15 protein-coding genes and 1 tRNA gene are annotated in these 22,127 nt (G+C 47.3%); 10 read left to right on the plus strand and 6 right to left on the minus strand.

Annotated features, from left to right (window positions below):
• Positions 1-32 precede the first annotated feature (32 nt).
• From ABD031_RS21210 to ABD031_RS22445, 7 genes are all read left to right on the plus strand, one after another.
• Positions 33-341 (plus strand): 2Fe-2S iron-sulfur cluster-binding protein, encoded by a 309-nt coding sequence (locus tag ABD031_RS21210; protein WP_343854929.1) that lies wholly within the window; start codon positions 33-35, stop codon positions 339-341.
• Positions 342-352: 11 nt separating this feature from the next.
• Positions 353-1,633 (plus strand): NAD(P)/FAD-dependent oxidoreductase, encoded by a 1,281-nt coding sequence (locus ABD031_RS21215; protein WP_343854931.1) that lies wholly within the window; start codon positions 353-355, stop codon positions 1,631-1,633.
• A gap of 718 nt (positions 1,634-2,351) precedes the next feature.
• Positions 2,352-3,854: a sulfatase gene (locus ABD031_RS21220; protein WP_343854933.1), complete on the plus strand. Its 1,503-nt coding sequence runs from the start codon at positions 2,352-2,354 to the stop codon at positions 3,852-3,854.
• A gap of 387 nt (positions 3,855-4,241) precedes the next feature.
• A complete protein-coding gene (locus ABD031_RS21225; RefSeq protein WP_343854935.1) occupies positions 4,242-5,840 on the plus strand; it encodes a sulfatase family protein in 1,599 nt (532 codons plus the stop codon).
• A gap of 274 nt (positions 5,841-6,114) precedes the next feature.
• On the plus strand, positions 6,115-6,357 hold the full coding sequence (locus tag ABD031_RS21230) for a hypothetical protein (protein ID WP_343854937.1): 243 nt from the start codon (positions 6,115-6,117) through the stop codon (positions 6,355-6,357).
• Positions 6,339-6,458, plus strand: coding sequence for an integrase core domain-containing protein (locus tag ABD031_RS22440; RefSeq protein ID WP_425542817.1), 120 nt, complete (start codon positions 6,339-6,341; stop codon positions 6,456-6,458). Before ABD031_RS21230 ends, ABD031_RS22440 begins: the two co-directional genes overlap by 19 nt.
• The gene (locus ABD031_RS22445) at positions 6,445-6,525 is read left to right on the plus strand and encodes an integrase core domain-containing protein (protein WP_425542832.1); all 81 of its coding nucleotides are present in this window, start codon (positions 6,445-6,447) and stop codon (positions 6,523-6,525) included. The genes ABD031_RS22440 and ABD031_RS22445 overlap by 14 nt, the downstream gene beginning before the upstream one ends.
• A 173-nt stretch (positions 6,526-6,698) precedes the next feature.
• Here ABD031_RS22445 and ABD031_RS21235 read toward each other — a convergent pair.
• Positions 6,699-6,787 (minus strand) — tRNA-Ser (locus tag ABD031_RS21235).
• Positions 6,788-7,481: 694 nt separating this feature from the next.
• Here ABD031_RS21235 and ABD031_RS21240 point away from each other — a divergent pair.
• From ABD031_RS21240 to ABD031_RS21250, 3 genes are all read left to right on the plus strand, one after another.
• Positions 7,482-9,743: an aconitate hydratase gene (locus ABD031_RS21240; protein WP_343854938.1), complete on the plus strand. Its 2,262-nt coding sequence runs from the start codon at positions 7,482-7,484 to the stop codon at positions 9,741-9,743.
• Positions 9,744-9,803: 60 nt separating this feature from the next.
• Positions 9,804-11,021 carry a porin gene (locus ABD031_RS21245; RefSeq protein ID WP_343854940.1) on the plus strand — a complete coding sequence of 406 codons (1,218 nt, stop codon included), beginning with the start codon at positions 9,804-9,806 and terminating at the stop codon, positions 11,019-11,021.
• A 127-nt stretch (positions 11,022-11,148) separates the two neighbouring features.
• On the plus strand, positions 11,149-14,079 hold the full coding sequence (locus tag ABD031_RS21250) for an ATP-binding protein (protein ID WP_343854942.1): 2,931 nt from the start codon (positions 11,149-11,151) through the stop codon (positions 14,077-14,079).
• Here the strand turns inward: ABD031_RS21250 and ABD031_RS21255 are convergent.
• From ABD031_RS21255 to ABD031_RS21275, 5 genes are all read right to left on the minus strand, one after another.
• On the minus strand, positions 14,067-14,999 hold the full coding sequence (locus ABD031_RS21255) for a tetratricopeptide repeat protein (protein WP_343854944.1): 933 nt from the start codon (positions 14,997-14,999) through the stop codon (positions 14,067-14,069). The two genes, ABD031_RS21250 and ABD031_RS21255, sit on opposite strands and share 13 nt — an antisense overlap.
• Entirely contained in the window at positions 14,983-16,077 is a 1,095-nt protein-coding gene (locus tag ABD031_RS21260; RefSeq protein ID WP_343854945.1) for an AI-2E family transporter, read from the minus strand. Before ABD031_RS21260 ends, ABD031_RS21255 begins: the two co-directional genes overlap by 17 nt.
• A gap of 53 nt (positions 16,078-16,130) precedes the next feature.
• Positions 16,131-18,167, minus strand: coding sequence for a M3 family metallopeptidase (locus tag ABD031_RS21265; RefSeq protein ID WP_343854947.1), 2,037 nt, complete (start codon positions 18,165-18,167; stop codon positions 16,131-16,133).
• Between the two features lie 24 nt (positions 18,168-18,191).
• Positions 18,192-19,565: a tetratricopeptide repeat-containing protein gene (locus ABD031_RS21270; RefSeq protein WP_343854948.1), complete on the minus strand. Its 1,374-nt coding sequence runs from the start codon at positions 19,563-19,565 to the stop codon at positions 18,192-18,194.
• A 129-nt stretch (positions 19,566-19,694) separates the two neighbouring features.
• Positions 19,695-22,109: a zinc-dependent metalloprotease gene (locus tag ABD031_RS21275; protein WP_343854949.1), complete on the minus strand. Its 2,415-nt coding sequence runs from the start codon at positions 22,107-22,109 to the stop codon at positions 19,695-19,697.
• Positions 22,110-22,127: the final 18 nt, after the last annotated feature.

The following is a 22,127-nucleotide window of genomic DNA, read 5'->3' on the forward strand; positions in this document are numbered from 1 at the left end:
TAAAAATCAGATAGATATCATATTTATATAAAATGGCAAAGATAACATTCATCACGGCGGACGGAAGCAGCCGAGCCGTAGAGGGCCATACGGGTTCCGTCATGGAACTGGCAGTCTCCCATGGAATCCCCGGCATCGACGGGGACTGCGGGGGGGTATGCTCCTGTGCAACCTGTCATGTCCACGTAGCCCCCGAAGATCTCGACAAGACCGGTCAGGCCTCAGAGATCGAAAAAGACATGCTGGAACTGGCCGACGGAGCGGACGAATTCAGTCGCCTTTGCTGTCAGATTTCGCTGAGCGAAGATCTGGATGGGATTCAGCTTCGCGTGGCGAAATAATTCCCGAGACCATGGAAGCTTTAGAAACCAGTAAGTTGACATGTGTGGTGGTCGGCGCCAGTCATGCGGGAGTCAATTTTGCCTTTGCCCTGCGAAAGGAAGGCTGGCAAGGACAGCTGATCCTCATCGACGCAGATCCGGACTTGCCTTATCATCGGCCGCCTTTGTCCAAGACTTATCTGTCGCAGATGGAGGAAAGTAGCCTCAGCTACCTGAAGGCTGAGGAAACTTATGCCCGAGAAAATATCCAGCTGAACCTGGGACGACGGGTGCTGTCCATAGACCGGGAGGCACGGACGATCCAGCTAGACGACGGTACGGAGCAGGCATACGACAAACTGGTGCTGGCTACCGGGGCGAGCGCCTGGGTGCCGGAGGTAGCTGGACTGGAGGCGGATATGCCTGTCTTCAGCCTTCGAAATGCCGGAGATGTGAGACGAATCCAAGTACAAATCGGCAAAAAAACCGATCAGCGCGCAGTGATCGTTGGGGGAGGTTTTATAGGCTTGGAACTGGCTGCGTCGCTGCAGAACATGGGGCTGCGTGTGACGGTCTTGGAGCGGGAGGAGCGCGTGCTGTCCCGGGTCACGGCGCCGGATTTATCCCATTATTTTCAAAAACTCCATCAGTCAAATGGAGTGGAGATTCTTTTGAACCAAGAACTGACAAGGATACAGAAGACAGAAACCGGGCTATTGCTGAAGACAAAAGATGGTCGGGGTGTAGAGGCTGATTTGGTGGTGTTTGGTGTGGGAATCCGGGTGAATGCCCAGCTGGCTCAGCAAGCGGGGCTGGACGTGTCGGGAGGAATCGCGGTGGATACTTCCTGCCGGACGGAGGACGACGATATCTATGCCATCGGGGACTGTACCCTTCATTTCAATCGCCACTATCAGCGCTACCTGAGACTGGAGTCGGTACAGAATGCCGTGGATCAGGCCAAGGTCGCAGCTGCAGCGATTCTCGGCAAAGATGTGGCGTATGACGCGATCCCTTGGTTTTGGTCAGATCAATATGACGTCAAGTTGCAGATGGTGGGTCTTTCTCAGGGATTTGACCGCTGTGTTTTGAGGAGTGAGGCTGAGCACAGCTTCTCGCTTTGGTACTTCAAAGCTGGGCAGCTCCTGGCCGTGGACGCGGTGAATGCCGCCAAAGCCTACGTATGGGGTACCAAATACCTCAAATCCCAAGCCCCGCTGGATCCGGTCAAGGTGGGTGACCTGGCCGTGGATTACAATTCTTTTCTGCTTTTGCCCGAAAGCCAAGCCAACAATTCCCAAATTGAAGTATGACGTTCCAAATCCGCCGTTGGGCTAGGTGACGGAACTTTTCGTTGATGCGGTGCTTTCAGAGTCAGAAGGGCAACCAGCACAACTGTGAAAAGAAAACTCTCCGGTAGTCGCCGGTGGCAATTTCCTGTGGCGAAAGGGTGGCGTTTGACTAAGCGTATGCACCGTATGAAGTGGTGTGGAAAAAAGAAACCAGAGTTTAGTTGTTTTCGCGAAATACCTCTAGCATGAAGATCTTTTTGAAAAATCAGTTTTTATCGGGCTTAAACTAAGGTGCTCTTTCAAGTGTTGCGAGTACGCCAGCAAATAGTGTAAAACTACTTTTTTTCAAAAATTCTCCAACTCCTTTTCATCTTTTGAATAAGAGATGGCTGAAGTAGTCAAGTTTGGTACTCGTTATAGTTTCAAGACGATGATAATTGGTCAAAGTGAACATAGGGCTGTTGAGCTCTTCGAGATAAATGTGGTAAGCATTATCCTTAAGGCGAACCTTGTCCGGGCATCCTGCTAAGAGTTCAAATGTTCCAATATCATCCACAGCCGCCACGGCTGCGTCAAAATAATACACTCAATTGTTAATAAAGTGAATGTTTTCGTGCCGCCAGATAACTTAATTTTATCGATTAGTTAGCTGTTTTGCCAGCCAGCTGTTACCCGGCACCAAGTTGCAACCCGAGGCCACTACTCAAATCATTGTTAGCAATTCACCAAGTAAACCGACATGCACAGATTCAATATGACATGTTACTGGACTGACTTCATGGCAGTTTCCCTATATGTACGATTCACTATTGCGAAAAGACTTATTCTTGTCTTTGCAGTGTTGTTACTCGGTTGCGTTGATTCCTATGCTCAAGACAATCAAACAAAGCCCAATTTCATTTTTTTTCTAGTTGATGACATGGGGTGGATGGACATAGGTGCCAATGGGAGTTCTTTTTATGAGACCCCCAATATTGATGGGCTGGCCAAAGCTGGCGTACGCTTTACCCAAGCTTACGCGGCGTCGCCTGTTTGCTCTCCGACACGTGCGTCTATCTTAACAGGAAGAAATCCTGCACGCATCAAACTGACCCAATGGATAGGTGGGCCGGGAAATCCTGATTATGTTCGAAACCTCCCGCTTGAAGAGGAATTATTTCCCGAAATTCTGCAGCAAGCAGGTTACAAAACGGCCTTTATCGGAAAATGGCATCTCAATAACGTAGCGGGAGAACAAAAATTCTGGCCTGACCAACAAGGGTTTGATATCAACATCGGCGGTCACTACCGGGGTGGGCTTTATTTGAAGAACAGTTATTTTTCCCCGTGGGATATACCAAATTTAAAGAACGGAACTCCCGGGGAATACATGACGGACCGCCTCACTCAAGAGGCTGTTCAGCTTATCGATACACTGAAGAACAAGCCGTTTCTGCTCTATTTCTCCTTTTATTCTGTTCATGCTCCTTTCGATGCACCGGCTGACAGGATTGAAAAGTATACGAAGAAGAAAGAGAAATTGGGATTATCCGATGAAGACAGGTTTGCAGAAGAGACCATCGACGGCAAGACGTTTACGTTCAGGGCAAAGCAGGACCATCCAACATATGCTGCCATGGTTGAATCTGTAGACAGGGCAGTTGGAACAGTCCTTAACAAGCTAAAAGAAACGGGAATAGAAGACAACACCGTGGTCATATTCTTTTCGGACAACGGAGGGCTATCTACGTCAGAAGGTACGCCAACGGCTAACACACCTCTGAAAACAGGAAAAGGATGGCTCTACGAAGGTGGCATCCGGGAACCAGCTATCATTAGGTGGCCTGGAAAGACGGATTCCGGAAGGGTGTCAGATGCCTTGATTACGAGTATGGACTTCTATCCTACTATCCTGGAGATGGCAGGGCTGCCTCTGCGTCCTGATTTGCATGCCGACGGCAAGAGTTTGGTTCCGCTGCTTGAAAAGAAGGCAGACAAGATACATGACGTTGCGTACTTTCATTATCCACATCTTTCAAACCAGAAAGGAAGCCCGAGCAGTGCGATTCGTGACGGGGATTACAAGTTGATCGTATTCTTAAATGATAGCAGGTTGGAACTTTATCACATAAAGAACGATATACGGGAGATGCACAACCTGGCAGACAAACTGCCTGATGTCAGGGATGAGCTCTTTTCAAAACTTAAGAAATGGTGGATCGACGTAGACGCACGTTTTCCGGAAGGCTATACACCAGGATAGATGTACAGGAGTATAAGACAGTCGTTTGCATCAGGAGTCTTGCGTCGCTTCATAATCATTGCTTATGGCTTCAGGAAGGAAAATGTTTCTACTGATCATGGGAAGTCGCTGAGGCGACTTGGACGGTAAGTTCAGCGTATGTTCAATGAAGAACAAAATCCTGAAGTAATATAAATATCAATCTATGGGGAGTCTTACCGGATAAGGTAGCGTGCTGAACAGGAAATAACCGTCGTTATTCAATGCTGGTGCCAAGCTGTAAGTTCAAGAGTCCCGATACCGTCTCGGTGCAGGATATTAGAATCGTTCAAATCAGCTTTAGAATTATAAGATGTTTGAAATAGCCTGCAAAGGCTGATGAAAGATGGGAATCCTTTAATAAGAAATATGAAAAAAATCAAATTCTTGATCTTGCTGTTTTGTTTAGCTTTTGGGTATGTCAATTCCAGCGCTCAGGAACTACCCAACATCATAATCATTTATGCCGATGATGTGGGATATGGAGACCTTTCATGTTATAATGATAGATCAGCCTACAAGACCCCCCGGCTGGATAAAATGGCCAGACAGGGCGTTCGGTTCACGGATGCGCATAGTCCATCCACGATATGTTCGCCATCCCGTTACGGGCTGCTTTCCGGTCAGCAGATCTATCGCTCTACGGGCGGTGGTGGTGGCGCGTTCGAGGGGCCCGGAGGCCCTAGCTACCTGAAGCCCGGGCAATTAACGATTGCCGATATGCTACGCAATAAGGGTTACCGGACAGGCGTCTTTGGCAAGTGGCATGTTGGACTTTCCTGGTTCGATAAAGACAATAAGCGGCTCGAGGGAGGTTTCGATAACTCATTGCTTATTGATTATGAAAAAAGTACTCCATTGATTGACGGTCCCAACCAACGAGGCTTTGACGAATCATTTATCACGCCTAACTGCCCGACGACAGATCCACTTTATATTTATATTGAGAATGGTATGGTTCCAATACCTGCCAGCCAAAGGCATAAACAAGAGAACCTACCAAATCCGGGTGGTAAATGGCGATGGGATAATGACGAAGGCTGGATGGCGCCAGGATACAACTTTATTGAGGCCGATTTATTGTTTTACAACAAAACGAGAGAATTCATAACAGAGCACAGGAACAACACACCGGACAAGCCTTTTTTTGCGATATTTTCCACGCAGATCGCGCATGCGCCTGTTCTCCCCGCGCCGGAATTCAATGGCGCAACCAAGGCGGGGCCCCGCGGTGATTTTATGTGGGAATTGGATGTTCTGGTTGGACGTGTTTTGGATCTTGTGAAAGAACTAGGCATAGATAACAACACGCTGATTATTTTCAATGCTGATAACGGTGCTGAAACGGTCCACGTAGACTGGATGCGCCAGGACTTTGGTCATGATCCTTCCGGAGGTTGGAGGGGAATGAAACGTGATGGCTGGGAAGGAGGTCACCGGGTGCCATTCATTGTACGCTGGCCAGGTAAATTTCCTGAAGGCCTGGTGTCCGATCAGATGATAAATTCCACAGATATCTTCGCGACGCTTGCATCAATTGTCGGGTACAAGCTGAAAGATGAGGAAGCAACCGATAGCTTTGATATGTTGCCGGCGATGCTGGGAACGCAGGAGGAAGCCAAGCTGATCAGACCTCATTTACTCACCCAAAGCTTTCGTGGACAATTTCAGATCCGTAAAGGAAGCTGGAAATACCTTGATCACATCGGATCCGGGGGGAATGATTACGATCGGGGAAACCTGGTAAAGTATGCATTACCGGAGACAGCTGTGGGCGCAACTGGCCAGCTATACAATCTTACTGACGATCCTGGCGAAAGGAAAAATCTTTTTTTTACTGAAGCAGCGAAACGCAAGGAACTCCAGGATTTGCTTGAACAGCTGAAATCAAGTGGAAGAAGTGCTCCAAAGAACCGGGAGCCGTTGGGAATCAAAAAAATATATGAACTCAGCATTCTAGAAAAATAGGACTGTCCCGATCCGACGTCCCCTACAGTCATTTGATCTCTTTTAGATGCTGCTGTTACAGGGAAGCATGCAACTTCCAATTCTTTTTCGGGATGTAGTGATGAAGTGAAGGTGTTTTAATTCGTGAGCGGCGTGGTTCGTCAATGAATCTGCAGGGTATACTTCCGGTTTGCTAGAATGTTTTTTGCGATTTTTCACGGGCCGAGTGTCTTGGATTTGCTCGGAACAGGTCTGTGTTCATTCCACGATCAACCAGGTCTGGTCTGTCGACTTCATGAGCGATAGCCTTTGGAGCGGCAGGCACTTCCGGGTGCTCAACATTCTGGATGACTATAACAGGGAAATGCTGGCCATGGAAGTGGATTTTTCACTTCCGGCACAACGGGTGATCCGGGTATTGGAGTTTCTTGAGCTGGGCCCGGAGTTTATCTCCTGTCTGTTGGATCACTGGTGCCGGGAGAAGAACATTAGCTGGTCTTTATCCAGCCGGGCAAACCGATGCAAAATGGCTATATAGAACGCTGTAACGGATCGGTCAGGAAAGAACTGCTCAGCGCCAATGTATTCAATTCTCTGGATGAGGTCAGGAAAAAGCATGGAATAGATGGAAGATTATAACCGGGAAAGGCCCCATGAGGCACTTGGCTATCGGACTCCCGTTGACTTGTTGGAAGAGCTAAAATGAACATATCTTTTGCTTTTCCAACCGTTAAGCAGCGCAGAAGTGAATACGGAAAGCGGCCGCTCCTTCGATCTGAACGATTTTCTAAATCCAAACAAAATCAATACTGATTTCGCCACTGAATTAAAAACAAAACCCTAACTCGCTTAAAATTACTGAGTTAGGGTTTTTTCTTGTAGAGGGTGGGGGATTCGAACCCCCGGTACAGTTTAACCCGTACGGCAGTTTAGCAAACTGCTGGTTTCAGCCACTCACCCAACCCTCTATTCCGGTTAGCTCCTTGGCTAAAGTGTTGCAAATATAGTCCAATTGAAAAGAATTTTACAAGGACCAATACCTATACATGCATACTTTCCAAGAATTGGAATTAATTACCTGTAAATCAAGTCCAATATTTTTTGACTTGGAGCCGGTCGAGGGTCCTGTAAGCTGAGGTATGCCTTCAAATCTCCAAGAGCGTCTTTTATTCTGTTCGATCAACGTTAATTCGAATTGGTATTGATAGATGTTGGTTGACGATCCATTTGGGCTTTTTGGTGTTTTGCTCTCACAATACCCTCTGGAAATTGTATGGAGTGGACGATTTGGTGTTTTGCAATCCCGACTTGACCTTACTTTCTGGGTTTTGAAAGTTATGATCATCTCCTTTCTCTTTTTTGCTTTGTGGTTTTATTCTTCTGTGCCAGTAATAAGCTAGTATTATTAGAAAATTTGCCAAAAACGATCGGTAACATGATCTTCTTTAATCGGTTGTGGGTCGCCAAGATTGAGTTCTATGGTAAATTCGATGCCAGATACTTTCGCCTGAATATATTTTGGTTGAATGAAAAATGTCCTTAGTCGACAAGAATGCTTAATCTCCGTGGAACGCATGCTTTATTCCATTACCTTTTTTGGCCTCTTTTTCCTATATTCGCATTCGAAAAATCGAACCTAATATCCACTAAATATCCAAAACAATGGCTTTTGATATCGAGATGATCAAAGAGGTGTATGCCCGGTTTCCGGAGCGTATCGCAGCGGCGCGGAAGGCTGTCGGACGACCACTTACTTTGACTGAAAAAATTCTTTACGCCCACTTGTCCGAAGGTCCTGCTTCTCAGGCATATAAGCGAGGTGCTTCTTACGTTGACTTTCAGCCGGACAGAGTGGCAATGCAGGATGCCACAGCGCAGATGGCGCTGCTTCAGTTTATGCAGGCAGGCCGTGATCAAGTTGCGGTCCCTTCGACTGTTCACTGTGATCACCTGATTCAGGCGGAGATCGGAGCGGTAAAAGATCTTGACAAGGCCAAGGATAAAAACAGAGAAGTTTACGACTTTTTGGCTTCTGTATCCAATAAATATGGTATTGGCTTTTGGAAGCCCGGAGCAGGGATCATTCACCAGGTAGTTTTGGAAAATTACGCCTTTCCAGGAGGAATGATGATCGGAACAGATTCTCATACACCAAATGCCGGTGGTTTAGGTATGGTCGCCATTGGAGTCGGTGGGGCAGATGCCTGCGACGTGATGGCCGGATTGGCTTGGGAGCTTAAGTTTCCAAAGTTGATTGGTGTGAAGTTAACTGGAAAAATGTCCGGTTGGACATCTGCCAAAGATGTGATCTTGAAAGTGGCAGGTATCCTGACCGTAAAAGGCGGTACCGGTGCGATTGTTGAGTATTTTGGCGAGGGTGCTCGTTCGCTTTCCGCCACAGGAAAAGGCACCATCTGTAACATGGGTGCTGAGATCGGGGCTACAACCTCTATTTTTGGATATGATCAGAAATCTGCCGCTTATTTCCAGGGTACCGGACGTGCGGACATAGCAACCATGGCCGATGCGATCGCCGAGCACTTGACCGGCGACGACGAAGTATATGAGCAGCCGGAAAACTATTTCGACCAAGTAATAGAAATCAACCTTTCTGAGTTGGAGCCCCATGTCAATGGCCCATTTACCCCGGATTTGGCTTGGCCTATCTCCAAGTTCGCAGCTGCTGTTAAAGAAAACGGCTGGCCGGCAAAACTTGACGTCGGATTGATCGGATCTTGTACCAATTCCTCCTACGAGGATATCTCGAGAGCTGCATCCTTGGCACAACAAGCAGTCGATAAAAAACTGGTTGCTAAATCAGAATACACCATTACTCCGGGTTCGGAGCAGGTACGATTCACTGTAGAGCGTGACGGCTTCCTGGATACCTTTGGGAAAATGGGTGGTGTGGTCTTGGCGAATGCTTGCGGACCTTGTATCGGTCAGTGGGCTCGACATGGTGCGGACAAGCAGGAGAAAAACTCGATCATCACTTCTTTCAACAGAAACTTTGCGAAGCGAGCTGACGGCAACCCGAATACACACGCGTTTGTAGCGTCACCTGAGATCGTGACGGCATTGGCGATTGCGGGTGATCTGACGTTCAATCCCCTGGTCGATACCCTGACTAATTCAGATGGACTTGCGGTAAAACTAGACGAGCCAACCGGTCTGGAGCTTCCTACCAAAGGATTTGCTGTCGAAGATGCGGGCTATCAAGCTCCGGCGGAAGACGGTTCAAAAGTAGAAGTATTGGTAGATCCTGCTTCTGATCGTCTTCAATTGTTGGATTCTTTCACAGCTTGGGAAGGTACTGACATCAAAGGGCTGAAGCTTTTGATCAAAGCAAAAGGAAAATGTACAACCGACCACATCTCGATGGCGGGTCCTTGGCTGAAGTTCAGAGGCCACTTGGATAACATCTCCAACAATATGCTGATCGGCGCGGTGAATTATTTCAACGAGTCAACCAACTCTGTGAAAAATCAGCTGACGGGTGAGTACGGTGAAGTTCCAGCCACTCAACGCCACTACAAAGCTCAGGGAATCGGATCGATTGTCGTCGGTGACGAAAATTACGGTGAAGGTTCTTCCAGAGAACATGCCGCAATGGAGCCAAGATTCTTGGGTGTCCGTGCGATCTTGGTGAAGTCTTTCGCCCGTATTCACGAGACCAACCTGAAGAAGCAGGGGATGTTGGGTTTGACTTTTGCAAATCCGGCGGACTATGAACTGATTCAGGAAGATGATTCTATTGATATTTTGGGTTTGACGACATTTGCTCCGGGTAAGCCCCTGCAGATTGTACTTAATCACAAAGACGGTAGCAGCGATACGATCTCCGCCAATCATACCTATAATGAAGGTCAGATCGAATGGTTCAAAGCCGGAGCTGCCCTGAATTTGATCAAAGCAAAAGCGTAAATAAACGAGTACTAATGTGAAGCCGTGGCGTTGTCGCCACGGCTTTTTTCTATTTAATTAATGAAGAGTTCCTTGCCATCTTATTTGATTGCCTTAACGACGGCAATCCTGATGTTTCACTTGCTTTCAATTCCAGCTTTTTCTCAAGTAGAAAGCGATGAACGAGCCCTGATCAATGTGGACAAAGGCTTGAGTTTTTCTAAGGACTCACTGTTCAAACTCAACCTGCGATTCCGAATGCAAAACCGCTTCGGTATCAGAACTGAAAGTGGAAATGACCTGTCTATAGAGCAGACAGATTTCAGGGTTAGAAGACTGCGACTGCGACTGGACGGCTATGTACTCAGCCCAAAAATGCAGTACTACATCCAACTGGGATTCTCAAAGGCGGATTTGGACCTGGAGAGCGGGGGGTATGCGCAGCCAATCCGGGATGCAATGATCTATTATACGTTCAACAAGAACTTCTACGTGGGTTTCGGGCAAGGAAAGCTGCCTGGTAACAGAGAGCGTGTGGTCAGCTCCGGAAATTTGCAGTTTGCTGATCGATCTATCGCCAACGGTGTATTCACCCTGGATCGAGATTTTGGGTTTTTTGGATATTACACACTCCCTACTAAGGGACGGGCCGAATATCAGCTCAAAGGGGCGATCAATACCGGTGAAGGCAGAAATCCATCGCCGGGAGATGCAGGTTTGAGCTACACCGCGCGGTTTGAATACCTGCCATTTGGAAAATTCATCGACTCAGGAGACTATTCAGAAGGCGATCTTGAATTCGAACCAGTTCCCAAGCTGGCGATTGGCGTGTCCTATAACTACAACGACGAGGCCGTAAGGACTCGTGGTCAATTGGGTTCGGCACTCTATGAGGCGAGAGATTTGCAGGTTTTTATCGCTGATGCGATGTTCAAATACATGGGTTGGGCTGTGATGGGAGAGTATTTCCAGAGAGTAGCATCGGATCCCATTACTCAAAATGAGGATGGAGCAATTAGAACCGTCTGGGTCGGTAAGGGGAACAATATTCACCTGAGTAGGATGATTTCGAGAAAATCTGAATTGGCAGTACGGTATGCCTCGGTGAGACCTGATGAAGTGGTGAAGATGCAGGAACAGCGTCTGGAGGAAACTACTTTGGGCTACACAAGGTATATCAATGGGCACCGGATTAAGATGCAGGGGAACGTCGGCTATTCTTGGTCCAATAAACAAATCGAACTCGTTCAGACCAGCAATTTTTGGTTTGCGACCTTCCAGATAGAGTTCGGAATTTGATTTTCTACAAAAAAATGTATTTATAATAAGTATTTATTGCTACGAAATGCAAATTGCTGTATGTTTGCAAAGGATTGATAGCCATTGAGCTATTTATTCTTCAATAACGGCGGCAATTTCCTATTCAATGCAAGACAAGGGTATCAACAGTACATTCAAAAAGATTATTTACGAGTCATCTGAGATAGTCTTTCTTGCTGAGGGAACCTATCCGCATGCTATTTTTTACGCCAATAAATCCTTTGAGGAGAGGTTGGGTGGGAGTTTGAAAGACCGATCATTGGTCGGTTTGGGGCTGGACCTCAATGCCTTTATCTTCAAAGAAGAGTTGATCTTATCCCACGACAAGAGGGACTTTTCATTTAAGTTGAAATTGCCTCAGGATAGTGGGTCTGATTATTTTCTTTTTTATCAAGGGGAAGAAATTCAGACTCAAGGTCTTCCAGGTAAAAAGGAAACTTCCAAGTTTTTTGCCTCAAGTCGGGATCTGATCGGCGTCGGAAAGTTGGACTACATGACCTATTTGAATCCGACGGCTGGGCGAGTGTTGGGTTACGACATGGAAGAGTTGTTGCATGTCAATCTCTGCGATTTCATCCACGAAGGGGATCTCAGAAGGATTCAGGGAATCTGGGAAGTCGGCCAAAAAAGACTACAGAGCGAATTTTTTGAGGTAAGAATTAAGGCGAAGGACAACACCTTTCTGCATCTGGAATGCTCGGTACAGTTCAGCCTTAATTCCTTTTTGCTCATTGCCCGGGATATTTCTTATCGCGTCAAACAACAACTAAGGGATCAAAAACTTCTCAGTCTGAGAGAAAAGGCACCTGAACTGGCCAAGATCGGCAATTGGACGTTGGACTTGGCGAAAAGGCACTGGACTCCAGCTTCTGCTACGGAGACCATTCTTCGGTCATTGTTGTCAAAGGGTCATTCGTTCGAATCTGTCAGGGGAGTTTTCTTGGATCACATCAGCGGACTGGTTTCGTCACTTGTCTCGCAGCAGGAATTCAACGGCGTGTTGGCGATCACTGAAAGCTGTAAGTTAGGGTTCTCGGCCTGTTTATCCGAGGTGGATTCGTCTGAAGTGTATGGGGTGATCTGGGATGAAAGTACGGCCCAACAACTTCGTGCCGAATCAGAGTTGCACTTAAACCTTTGGATGGAAAGTCCGGAAGCGCTTATGCTCGTGGAGAGAAGTGGGGAAATTTTTCTTGCAAACAAAGAGGCAAGCCTCCTGTTTGGTTTTGGAAAAAGCGTGCCCAACCTCCATATGGGAAATCTGAATGTCTTGGCGGAGGGAGCCGGTCATTGGGCGGAGTGGTTGAACCCATCGACAAGTAACGGGGCTGTTTCTAGATTTTCCATGCATTTGCCCGGAGAGGATGGCCATATGTTGCCCTTGGAAGTAGGGTCAAGAAAACTTACTCTTAACAATGCTGAGTATATCGCACTTTCTTTTAGAAATATTTCTGAGAAGATCCATCTGGAAAGAAAAGTCGAGGCAAGTAGCGATTTTTTGGTCAATCTAACTGAGCAGGTTCCGGGCGGATTGTACCAGTTGGTGCTGAATTCCGAAGGGAAGATGAATTTTTCTTTTTTGTCCAAAGGCATCGAGACCGTACTTGGGCTTTCGCAGGATGAGATTCATCAGTTCACCGACATCTCGGCAATGATATCCAAAGTCCATCCACAGGATCTGGCCGCAGTCATCATGTCTTCTATCGCATCCGCCCGCAAGATGGAACCTTGGCAGTGTCAGTTTCGCGTCAAATCCGGAGGAGACGGCCTGGACTACCGCTGGGTAATGGGAGCGGCGAGACCTCAAGCCATGGAATTTGGCGAGATGGTTTGGTATGGATACTTGACCGATATTTCCAAGCAGAAGGAATTTGAAGCCAAACTCGATGAAGCAAGAATGGCCGCTGAGAAAGCAAACAAGATCAAGTCAGATTTTCTCTCCATGATCAGCCATGAGCTCAGAACTCCGCTCAATGCGATTTCGGGATCGGTGTATTCGCTTATCCACGAAGACCCGACAGAAAATCAAAAGTCAGCGCTCAATACAATCAATTTCGCAGTCGATAATTTGATCATCATGATCAATGACCTGCTTGATTTCCAGAAAATCGAGGCAGGGAAATTGACCATTGAGCACCATTCGATGAACCTGAAAAGCCTGATGGAGCAAGTAGTCCAAGGCCTGTCTTTCCACGCCAAGGACAGCGGAAATCATTTGGCATTGCATCTTTCCGAAGAGACTGATGTAAATGTAAGGGCTGATAAGACCAGACTTGCACAGGTAATGAACAACTTGATCACCAATGCGCTCAAGTTTACCCATGAGGGCAACATCGAGGTGAAGATTGAGGTTTTGGGACAGATCGGAGATCGAATTCGTGTGCATTGTTCCGTTGAGGATACCGGAATCGGAATTGCACCCGAGCACCGGGAGAAGATTTTCAACGACTTTGACCAGGTGAAACCGACTTTTAACTTGAAGTATGGCGGCACCGGATTGGGGCTCTCGATTACCAAAAAACTCCTGAACCTTATGGGAGGTCATATTCAGTTGGAATCCGAGCTTGGGAAAGGAAGTCGCTTCTATTTCGAGCTTGAGTTTGACCTTGTGCAGGAAGTGGAGATCCAGACTCCAATCAATGGAAATCTGAAGGGATCTAGTGATAGCCTACACCTATTGATGGCAGAGGATAATGAAGTGAATGCGTTGGTTTTGGGTAAGATTATCAAAAAGTGGGGCTATACTTTCAATCGGGTCTACAATGGGAGAGAGGCTTTGGAGGCAGTTCGAATCGGGGCCTATGACTGCGTACTGATGGATATTCAGATGCCCGAGATGGATGGCTTTGAAGCAACCATGGAGATAAAGAAATTCTCAGATACTCCAATAATAGCCCTGACGGCAGCAGCCAAACTGGAGATCATCGAGCGGATTGATGGGTGTGAATTTGAAGGTTTTGTTGCCAAGCCGATAGACGCCGACGAGTTGCTTAGAAAAGTCAAAGAAGTGACGGCCGCCCGCTATCATAGCGCCTGAGCTTTCTGATAGTATTCTTGCACAAGCTCCATATCAGGGTAATTTTTCGCAAGCTCATTCAAATAACTTAAGGCGGAGACCTTGTCCCCGATCATGACATAGTAAATCCCTTTGTTTCGAAATGCGAACGGGTTTTTTGAATCCATCTGAATGCTTTGATTGATTAATTCCAAGCCTTCCTCAAGTTTGCCTAGGAAGAGAAGATAGAGGCCCTTGTTATTGTAAAAGTACGCCTGTCCCTTCTCCAGCGCGATCGCCTTTTCGATCGATGTCAGCGCCCCGTCCAGGTCATTTTTTCCGAATAGAATCATCGATTTAAGGTTGTGTAGATGAGGCTCCGATGGGTTGATCTGCTCAGCTTTGAGTAGCATATCCATAGCAGCTTCGTATTTGTGCTGATAGTACAGGATCGTGGCTTGGTTGACTAGGAGGTCGGAATTTGTGGGCTCTAGACTCGATGCTTTTTCAAAAGCTTCGAGTGACGAGGAATAGTTTTTGAGTTTTTCTTGGCTCAATCCTACAAGAAAGTGAGACTTCCAGTTGTCTGTGTCGAGCTTGATGAGACGTTTTGCGTCTTCCTCAGCTTTGTAAAATTCCCCATTGTCCAAGAAGGTGAGTCCTCGTTGAAAGATCGCTTCAAAATAATCCGGACGATATTGAATTGCTCTGCTCAAATCCGAGATTGCTTCATCCAACTGTATGAGTTGGAGATGAGCCATGGCTTTATTGTAATACGCGTCGGCGTACGAGGAGTCGAGCGTAATCGCCTCATTGTAGAAATTGATTGCTGATTTGGGATCGTTTTCCTCCAGTTTTTCATTGCCTTTAAGCAGGAATCGTCCCTTTTTGTCTTCTAGGCTGTCGCAACTGCTCCCAGCCAGGAGGCATATTCCTAATAAAATTCTAATCTTTAGGTTCATCTTTTGGTAACTCCTTAATTTTTTCTTTTTCTTCTCCCATTAGCAAGGCATACGGTTTGGTATTTTCGGCGAGTTCAAAAATCTCCCGAAGAACTGCCATCATCGGGATGACCAAAACCATGCCGGCTACACCCCAGATGGCGGCACCGACCAATAAGCCTAGAAAGGTGATGAAAGCATTCAGGTTTACATTGCCTCCGACGATTTTTGGGGTTAGAAAGTTACCTTCCAATAGCTGGATTCCTTGATAGCAGGCGAAAATTGCGAGAGGGTAAAACAAGCTGTCCATCGTCAAGAACGCATAGACGATCGGTAGCAATACGCCAAAAAACGGTCCTACGTAGGGGATGATGTTCAGAATTGCACCGATAACGCCGAAGAAGATGGCATGTTTGATTCCTATTATAGAGTAAGCGATAATATTTAGGATCGCAAGGATGACCATGACTTTTCCTACACCGACAATGTAGCTTTGGATTACTTTTCTAAGATTGGAAATTCGTACTCTGACCAGCGTGGGGTCACGATCCCGATACACCATGACCATCATGTTGACCAAGTGGTCTCGATATAGCAGAAAGAAAAACATGAATACCGGAATCAAAATCAAGCCTGACAGTGATCCGATCGAATTCAATGCAAAAGCCGAGATACTCTTGCTGTTTTCATTTAAAATGGTGAGTAAGTAGTCAGATTCTATTTTTTCCGACAGGTTTTCATTGATGCCAAAATTCTCAAAAGTCCATTCGTCCAAATTGGCCGCAACCGATACCAGACGCCCAGACACGTCGTCAAAATCCTGGGTAAAATTGACGATGTTGTTCACGATAAAACTGATCAACCCCACAGCCAACGTAATCATCAGCAGCAGCGAAATGATGCAGCTTAGCGTTCTTGGGATCCGGTATTTTTCCAAAAACATACTGATCGGAGTAAACAGAATCGCAAAGAAACCTCCCATGAAAAGCGGTATCAGTAGGCTGCGCCCGACGATCAAGCAAAAAACCAAAACTATGATGAAAAGCATGACAAAAAGCGCTTTCAAAAACGCAGGCATTTTTGTGAAGACGGAATCCATAAAGGCAAACATTAGGTTTTAAAAAAGATAGTGCTAATCCGGTGATTTTGCAATTAAGACGTCAGGAGCCCAGAGCGTCTCAATAGTGCTTCCGGTTTTGGATCGCGTCCCCGAAATCGTCTGTAAAGTATGCTTGGATGCTCGCTTCCCCCTGCTGATAGAACATTTTTTTCAAAGGCAAGAGCCGTCATTTGATCAAAAATTCCCTTCTCCTGAAAGAGTTCAAATGCATCGGCATCCAGCACTTCAGCCCATTTGTAGCTGTAGTAGCCCGAGGAATATCCTCCTTGGAAGATGTGAGAAAAGCTCGTACTCATTAGCGTGCCCGGTACTTTCGGTAGCAAATCGGTCTTTTTCATCACCTCTTCCTCAAACGCTTCGACATGAACTATTGCCTCTGGATTGGCACTGTGATAGGCCATGTCCAGGAGACCAAAGCTAATCTGCCGCAGGGTCATGTAGCCCTGTTGGAAATTGGCCGCATTTTTTATTTTTTCGATCAACTCAGCCGGGATCGTTTCTCCGGTTTGGTAGTGCTTCGCAAAAAGATCCAAGCAGGCCTTTTCGTAGCACCAATTTTCGAAGATCTGAGAGGGAAGCTCGACAAAATCCCAAAATACGCTCGTGCCGGAAAGCGACTCATAAGTGCCTCTGGCCATCATGCCATGAAGCGCGTGTCCAAACTCGTGAAACAAGGTCGTCACCTCATTGAAGGTCAATAGACTCGGCTTGCTTTTGGTCGGTTTGGTAAAGTTGCAGACAATGGAGACATGCGGTCTGTGATCTTCGCCATTCTCGGTGCTTTGACCACGGTAGGAGGTCATCCATGCGCCGTTTCGTTTTCCTGGTCTTGGGAAAAAATCGGCATAGAATACCGCTAGATGCTTTCCGCTTCTATCATTAACCTCGTAGGCAGTGACCTCAGGATGATAGACAGGGATTTCGGGATTTGGGACAAAGGTAATACCGAAGAGATTTTCTGCGGTCTGAAAGACACCATCGATGACTTTCTCAAGCTGGAAATAGGGTCTGAGCAGTTCATCATCCAGCGCATATTTTTCCTTCTTGAGAAGCTCAGAATAGTAACCAAAATCCCAGCGAGCCAGTGCTTCCAATCCATCCGTTTTTTTGGCAAACTCCGCGACTTCTTCTACATCCGCTTCGGCCTTAGGTTTGGCTTTATGCAAAAAGGACTCCAGGAAGTCCATGACGGCTTTGGGACTTTTGGCCATTCGTTCTTCCAGGACAAAGTCCGCATGGGACGCGTAGCCGAGGAGATTAGCGCGCTCATGGCGCAGGCGAAGCAGTGCTTGGATCGTTTCTTTATTGTCCAACTCATCACCCTTTGCTGCTTTGGTGTTGTAGGCTAGATATAGTGTTTTTCGTAGTTCGCGATTTTTGGCGTAAGTCATCGCAGGAATGTAGCTCGGGTAGTCTAGCGTAAATGCCCATTTTCCCAGCTCACCTTTTTCTTCGGCGATCTGCGCTGCAGCTTCCTTGATGCCTTCCGGCAAACCTTCCAAGTCCCGCTCGTCTTCCACCAAGTGAACGTATTTGTTGGTCTCAGCGAGGACGTTTTCCCCAAATTTCAAGCTCGACTCAGCGAGTTGACGGTCGATTTCACGCAGCTTTCCGGCGTCTTCGCTACTGAGTTTTGCACCGTTTCGGACAAAAGACTTGTAGGTCTTTTCTAGCAAGGTCGACTGCTCAGCGCTGAGGTTGAGATTTTCTTTTTCTCCGAAAACCTGCGCCACTCGCTGGAATAGCTCCTGATCCAACAATACATCGTTGGAGTGGGCGGTCAACAGCGGAGAAATTTCCCGCGCCAGTTTCTGGATTTCGTCGTTGGTCTCGGCCGAGTTGAGGTTAAAAAAAATGGAGGAAACGATACCTAGTTTTTTTCCTGATCGGTCGAGCGCTTCGACGGTGTTTTCGAACGTGGGCAGTGCCTCAGCCTTGATTTTCTCGATTTCAGCTTTGGCCAATTGGATCGCTGTCTTGATTGCGGGAAGGTAGTGTTCGGTTTGGATCAGGTGAAAAGGTGCGGTATCAAAGGGAGTGGCAAAATCAGCCAAAAGCGGGTTGTTCATGGAGGAGGGTAATCGTTTGATTGCTTAACTAGGGGCGATCCATTTCGGTTCGAGCAGGTGCCCTACTTTTTTTAATTCAGCTTCTAATTTACCGATTTGTTCAGTAAAGCTCTCCAATTGCCAAGGATGGAAGGGGATATTTTTTGATTCCTCGACGTGTTTCCGATAAGATGCGAAGTCGCCAAGACCGAAATATGACTCCGCCCGATTGACCAATATCCAATATTTCTGACTGCTGTAGTATTCCTGAAGTTCCTGTCCGTCTTTGGTGCCGTCGTTGATGAGGGCTTGGTCATTTTTTTCTTTTTCCTGAATTAGTTTCCAGTCTCGATCACAGAGGTACAGCACCCGCTTCCAGGTTCGCTGCGCAAAAATCAGATCAGCGATTCGGTCCTGATCGGAAATGGCAAGATTGGATGTAGCGTGATATACCAGAGTCATCGCCAAGTTGATGCCGTTATATCGGTTGTTGAGCAGGTAATAGCTCCGCTGGTAATATAGGATAGACTCCTCGAGGTGCGACTCACCTTCGCCGCATTCGTAGAGCTTTTTCTCCACTGCTGCCGCAGATGAGACGGTCTCCGGATCATTGCTGGTGTCTAGATGGATGGATTTGAGTAGGGCCAGCGACTCATAGAGTGAGGTGACCAAATCTGGTTGGGCGGCTTTGTAGGTCGTAAACGCCAGGCGGTGAGTTAGGTAGGTGTCTTTCTGGCCGGAATTACTGGTGGACAGCAAAGCCGCTGTTTGAAAAAGGTTTTTAGCCTTTGCAAATTCCTTGGTTTCGATGGCATCTTCGGCTTCTTGGATGATCAGAGAAAGGGCTTTTCCGATCTCCGGCGCAGGTTCAGTTTTGACCGATTCGGTGACCGCCCTTTCGATTTGCTTCTGTAGCTGGGGAGGGATGAGCGCGTGTAGGTAGGTGTAAACGGGACTGTCGGCTTCTGTTTTGTCCAAAACGGTTTGGATTACATTTCCAAGGGCCGCTCTGAATCGTTCTACCTCCTCATAGTCTATTGCATCTCCGAGGTGTTGATAGCTGTGAATAACCACGTGATTGAGGTCAAATGGGTACACGAGCTTGTTTTCCGAAATTACAATCGTGGTAAAAGGCCGAAGTGCATGCCTGATTCCCAATTCATAAAGCGCATTTGCATTGAGTGTAGAGAGGTCCGCAATCACGAGATCCGCCTGCAGCAACTCCTGATACATCTGCACATCGATGGATCCGGAATGGGTGATTTCGTCGGCGCGAACGCATTCGATTCCCTTGGATTCAACCACCGGTTTGATCAGGAGCCGGTAGGATTTGTTCAGATCTAGCTTTCGTCCGTTGATGTAGTCGGTTTTGATTCCGAAACCCATGACGACAAAGCATCTTTTTTTAGTGCTTTCCATATCAAAAAACTTGCTTTTAGAGTGTGTAGGATAGCCACAATTATTCTGAAAGGCAAGGGTTTAGGAAAGCATTTTCCGAATCTTCTAATGGATAAAAAAAACCGGGCATATTAGACCCGGTTTTGAATGTTAGAAATCGAAATCACAACTCATTGCTTCCATTCCGATCGGCGCACCGTCAGGTGTGTTCAGTGTCTGCTGCGGTGTCCATTCTTCCGGTAGCTCAAGAAATGCCTCAATCTTGTCAGAAAGGTAAGTTCTATGAGCAAGCAATACCCCGCTGCCGCTGGTCATGTCGCTTATTTTGTCGAGCTGCATTCTCGTGATTGCCCGTACTGTTTGAGACGCATTGCCATCTTTGGAAAGCGCAATGAGTTGATCAGTCATCTTTGCCTCGGTCATAAGCTTGATCTCATCCTTCAATCCTCCCGGAAGGGTATTGGAAAAGACCGCCGAAGTGACTTGGTTCAGCACGTCTTGTAAGCCGGGCAAGGTCTTATCCTGAAGATTTTGGAGGTAAATTCTGTTCACTCTGCCACTTTCAAAGAGGAAATTGAGTGTTGCATCGACGACGTTTTCTGCCGGAGCGATCGGATCAAAAGTCGGTCCGGTACGGGATGGGAAGGTCTCTCTGTTTCGGCCGTATCCATACGGTCTTGGAGGGATCAGTGCCAAAATGTGCGCAGGTACTTCCAGCTGGGCCGGGGAAATCGTCGTCAACAAGGCGCTGAGTGCATCCATTTGATCCTTCGCAGGAATCCATTTTTGCTCGGGCTGGTTATCCCCTTTGATCTTGTAGGTATAGTCCAAGCCACCGATCACCTTGCTTGTCGCTTCGATCTGGAAGCGGTGCATGAGGTAAAGTGGCACAAACACTTCTTCAAGCAAAGCCTGAGGTTCGCCGGTTTTGATTGCATTTAGACCAAATGTTTTCATCCGATTTTCCCTCAGCTTGAGCATGCGCATCAATTCCCCGGATGCAGTCGTCCCGTTGTCCCAGAGGTGAGAGCGTGGATGTACTCCGCTTGGGTTTCTGGAGTCCGAATCGGTGATAAACTCAAAGCCTGCAGCGTAGGTGTCTTCCAGGGTTTTCTCCAAAAACTCTGCTTCGCTCTGTCCAGCGGACGGCGTGCCGTAGCCGTATTTGATCGCCCATTTGTCCCATTCACCGATTTTCAGGTCATAGGCCTGACTGAAGTCGAGTTCTCCATTTGCACTTTGGGTAATTAGCGGATGCGGATAATCCATCACCGACGCGCGATTGTTTGGAGAAGTGGCGTAGCTGTGAGCCACACCGATGGTGTGACCGATCTCATGAGCAGAGAGTTGCTTCAATCGATCAAGCGCCATTTGCATCGCCTTTGGATCGGCAGGTTTTCCTTCTTCGAAAGGCTGTAGCAGTCCCTGCGCGATCAAATAATCCTGTCTCACGCGAAGGGAACCCAGAGAAACGTGGCCTTTGAGGATTTCTCCCGTTCTCGGATCTCTCACGCTGGAGCCGTAAGACCAACCTCTCGTGGAGCGGTGCACCCATTGGATTACATTGTATCGGACGTCCATCAGGTCGAGGCCTTCGGGAGCGAGTTCCACACGGAAGGCATCTTTGAAACCGGCAGCTTCAAAGGCCTGCGCCCACCAGTTGCCACCTTCGATGAGTGCGGATGCGACTGGCTCAGGAGTTCCTCGGTCGAGGTAATAGACGATAGGTTCGACCACTTCAGAGACTGCGGCATTGGGATCCTTTTTCTCCAATCGATGTCTTGAGATAAATCGCTTAATCAAAGGCTCATCGATAGGTGTGGTATAATCCTGATAGCTGATGGAGAAAAATCCCCCGCGAGGATCAAATTCTCTCATCGCATAGAGTTCTGGAAGCTCGATGAAGGAATGCCTCATCCGTACGGTAACCGCCTCTGGCGTCGGAGTCACCGATCTGAGGTAGCCTCCGGCGCCTGTTCCGGTGAGCGTGATGGTCGCTTCTACTTCGGTGTTCTGGGGGAAGTTTTTGGTGGTGGGGAAATATAACCCTGACCTGCTCGCGTCCACTCGGTAGCTTCCTTGGCGGGATCTGGTGAGGGATTCTCCTACACCATGGGCATCCTGCAGGTAGAAGTTGGTGGCATCCACGATCAGTTTGTCGCCATCTTTTTGTACCACCTCAAATCCCCAAAGGATAGATTCTGCAAAGGCATCTTGGATAGATTTGGCCTCGTAGGGATTGTCAGTGTAGGCTCTGAATCCGAGGTTTTTGTGAACCAAAAAGACTTTGTTGCCAGTCTTGCGGAATTCGACCAAACGATCATCGCCAAGTTGGCCCCGATCCAGGCCGATGTCGTTAGACCCGACGCCAGCAGTCAGCGAGTTGACGTAGAGAAACTCTTGGTCCAGGTTGGAGATTTCGAGATAGATTTTGCCTTTTTCCTCATCGAGATAAAAAGGCACGAATCCTTCGTTTTTGTTGAATTTGCTCAAGTCGAGGTTTTGTGCGAAACCTGCAAAAGCACAAAGCATCAAAATAGTGAGTAGGTAAAGTGGTTTTTTCATAAGGTATTTAGCTTTGTC

This window comes from Algoriphagus jejuensis (assembly GCF_039523455.1).
GTDB classification, from domain to species: domain Bacteria; phylum Bacteroidota; class Bacteroidia; order Cytophagales; family Cyclobacteriaceae; genus Algoriphagus; species Algoriphagus jejuensis.

Coding starts and splice junctions, on each gene's coding strand:
- ABD031_RS21245 (WP_343854940.1), top strand. CDS start 9,804: ATGAAGAGTTCCTTGCCATCTTATTTGATTGCCTTAACGACGGCAATC.
- ABD031_RS21215 (WP_343854931.1), top strand. CDS start 353: ATGGAAGCTTTAGAAACCAGTAAGTTGACATGTGTGGTGGTCGGCGCC.
- ABD031_RS21250 (WP_343854942.1), top strand. CDS start 11,149: ATGCAAGACAAGGGTATCAACAGTACATTCAAAAAGATTATTTACGAG.
- ABD031_RS22445 (WP_425542832.1), top strand. CDS start 6,445: ATGGAAGATTATAACCGGGAAAGGCCCCATGAGGCACTTGGCTATCGG.
- ABD031_RS21255 (WP_343854944.1), bottom strand. CDS start 14,999: ATGAACCTAAAGATTAGAATTTTATTAGGAATATGCCTCCTGGCTGGG.
- ABD031_RS21220 (WP_343854933.1), top strand. CDS start 2,352: ATGCACAGATTCAATATGACATGTTACTGGACTGACTTCATGGCAGTT.
- ABD031_RS21265 (WP_343854947.1), bottom strand. CDS start 18,167: ATGAACAACCCGCTTTTGGCTGATTTTGCCACTCCCTTTGATACCGCA.
- ABD031_RS21270 (WP_343854948.1), bottom strand. CDS start 19,565: ATGGAAAGCACTAAAAAAAGATGCTTTGTCGTCATGGGTTTCGGAATC.
- ABD031_RS21275 (WP_343854949.1), bottom strand. CDS start 22,109: ATGAAAAAACCACTTTACCTACTCACTATTTTGATGCTTTGTGCTTTT.
- ABD031_RS21260 (WP_343854945.1), bottom strand. CDS start 16,077: ATGGATTCCGTCTTCACAAAAATGCCTGCGTTTTTGAAAGCGCTTTTT.
- ABD031_RS21240 (WP_343854938.1), top strand. CDS start 7,482: ATGGCTTTTGATATCGAGATGATCAAAGAGGTGTATGCCCGGTTTCCG.
- ABD031_RS22440 (WP_425542817.1), top strand. CDS start 6,339: ATGCAAAATGGCTATATAGAACGCTGTAACGGATCGGTCAGGAAAGAA.
- ABD031_RS21225 (WP_343854935.1), top strand. CDS start 4,242: ATGAAAAAAATCAAATTCTTGATCTTGCTGTTTTGTTTAGCTTTTGGG.
- ABD031_RS21230 (WP_343854937.1), top strand. CDS start 6,115: ATGAGCGATAGCCTTTGGAGCGGCAGGCACTTCCGGGTGCTCAACATT.
- ABD031_RS21210 (WP_343854929.1), top strand. CDS start 33: ATGGCAAAGATAACATTCATCACGGCGGACGGAAGCAGCCGAGCCGTA.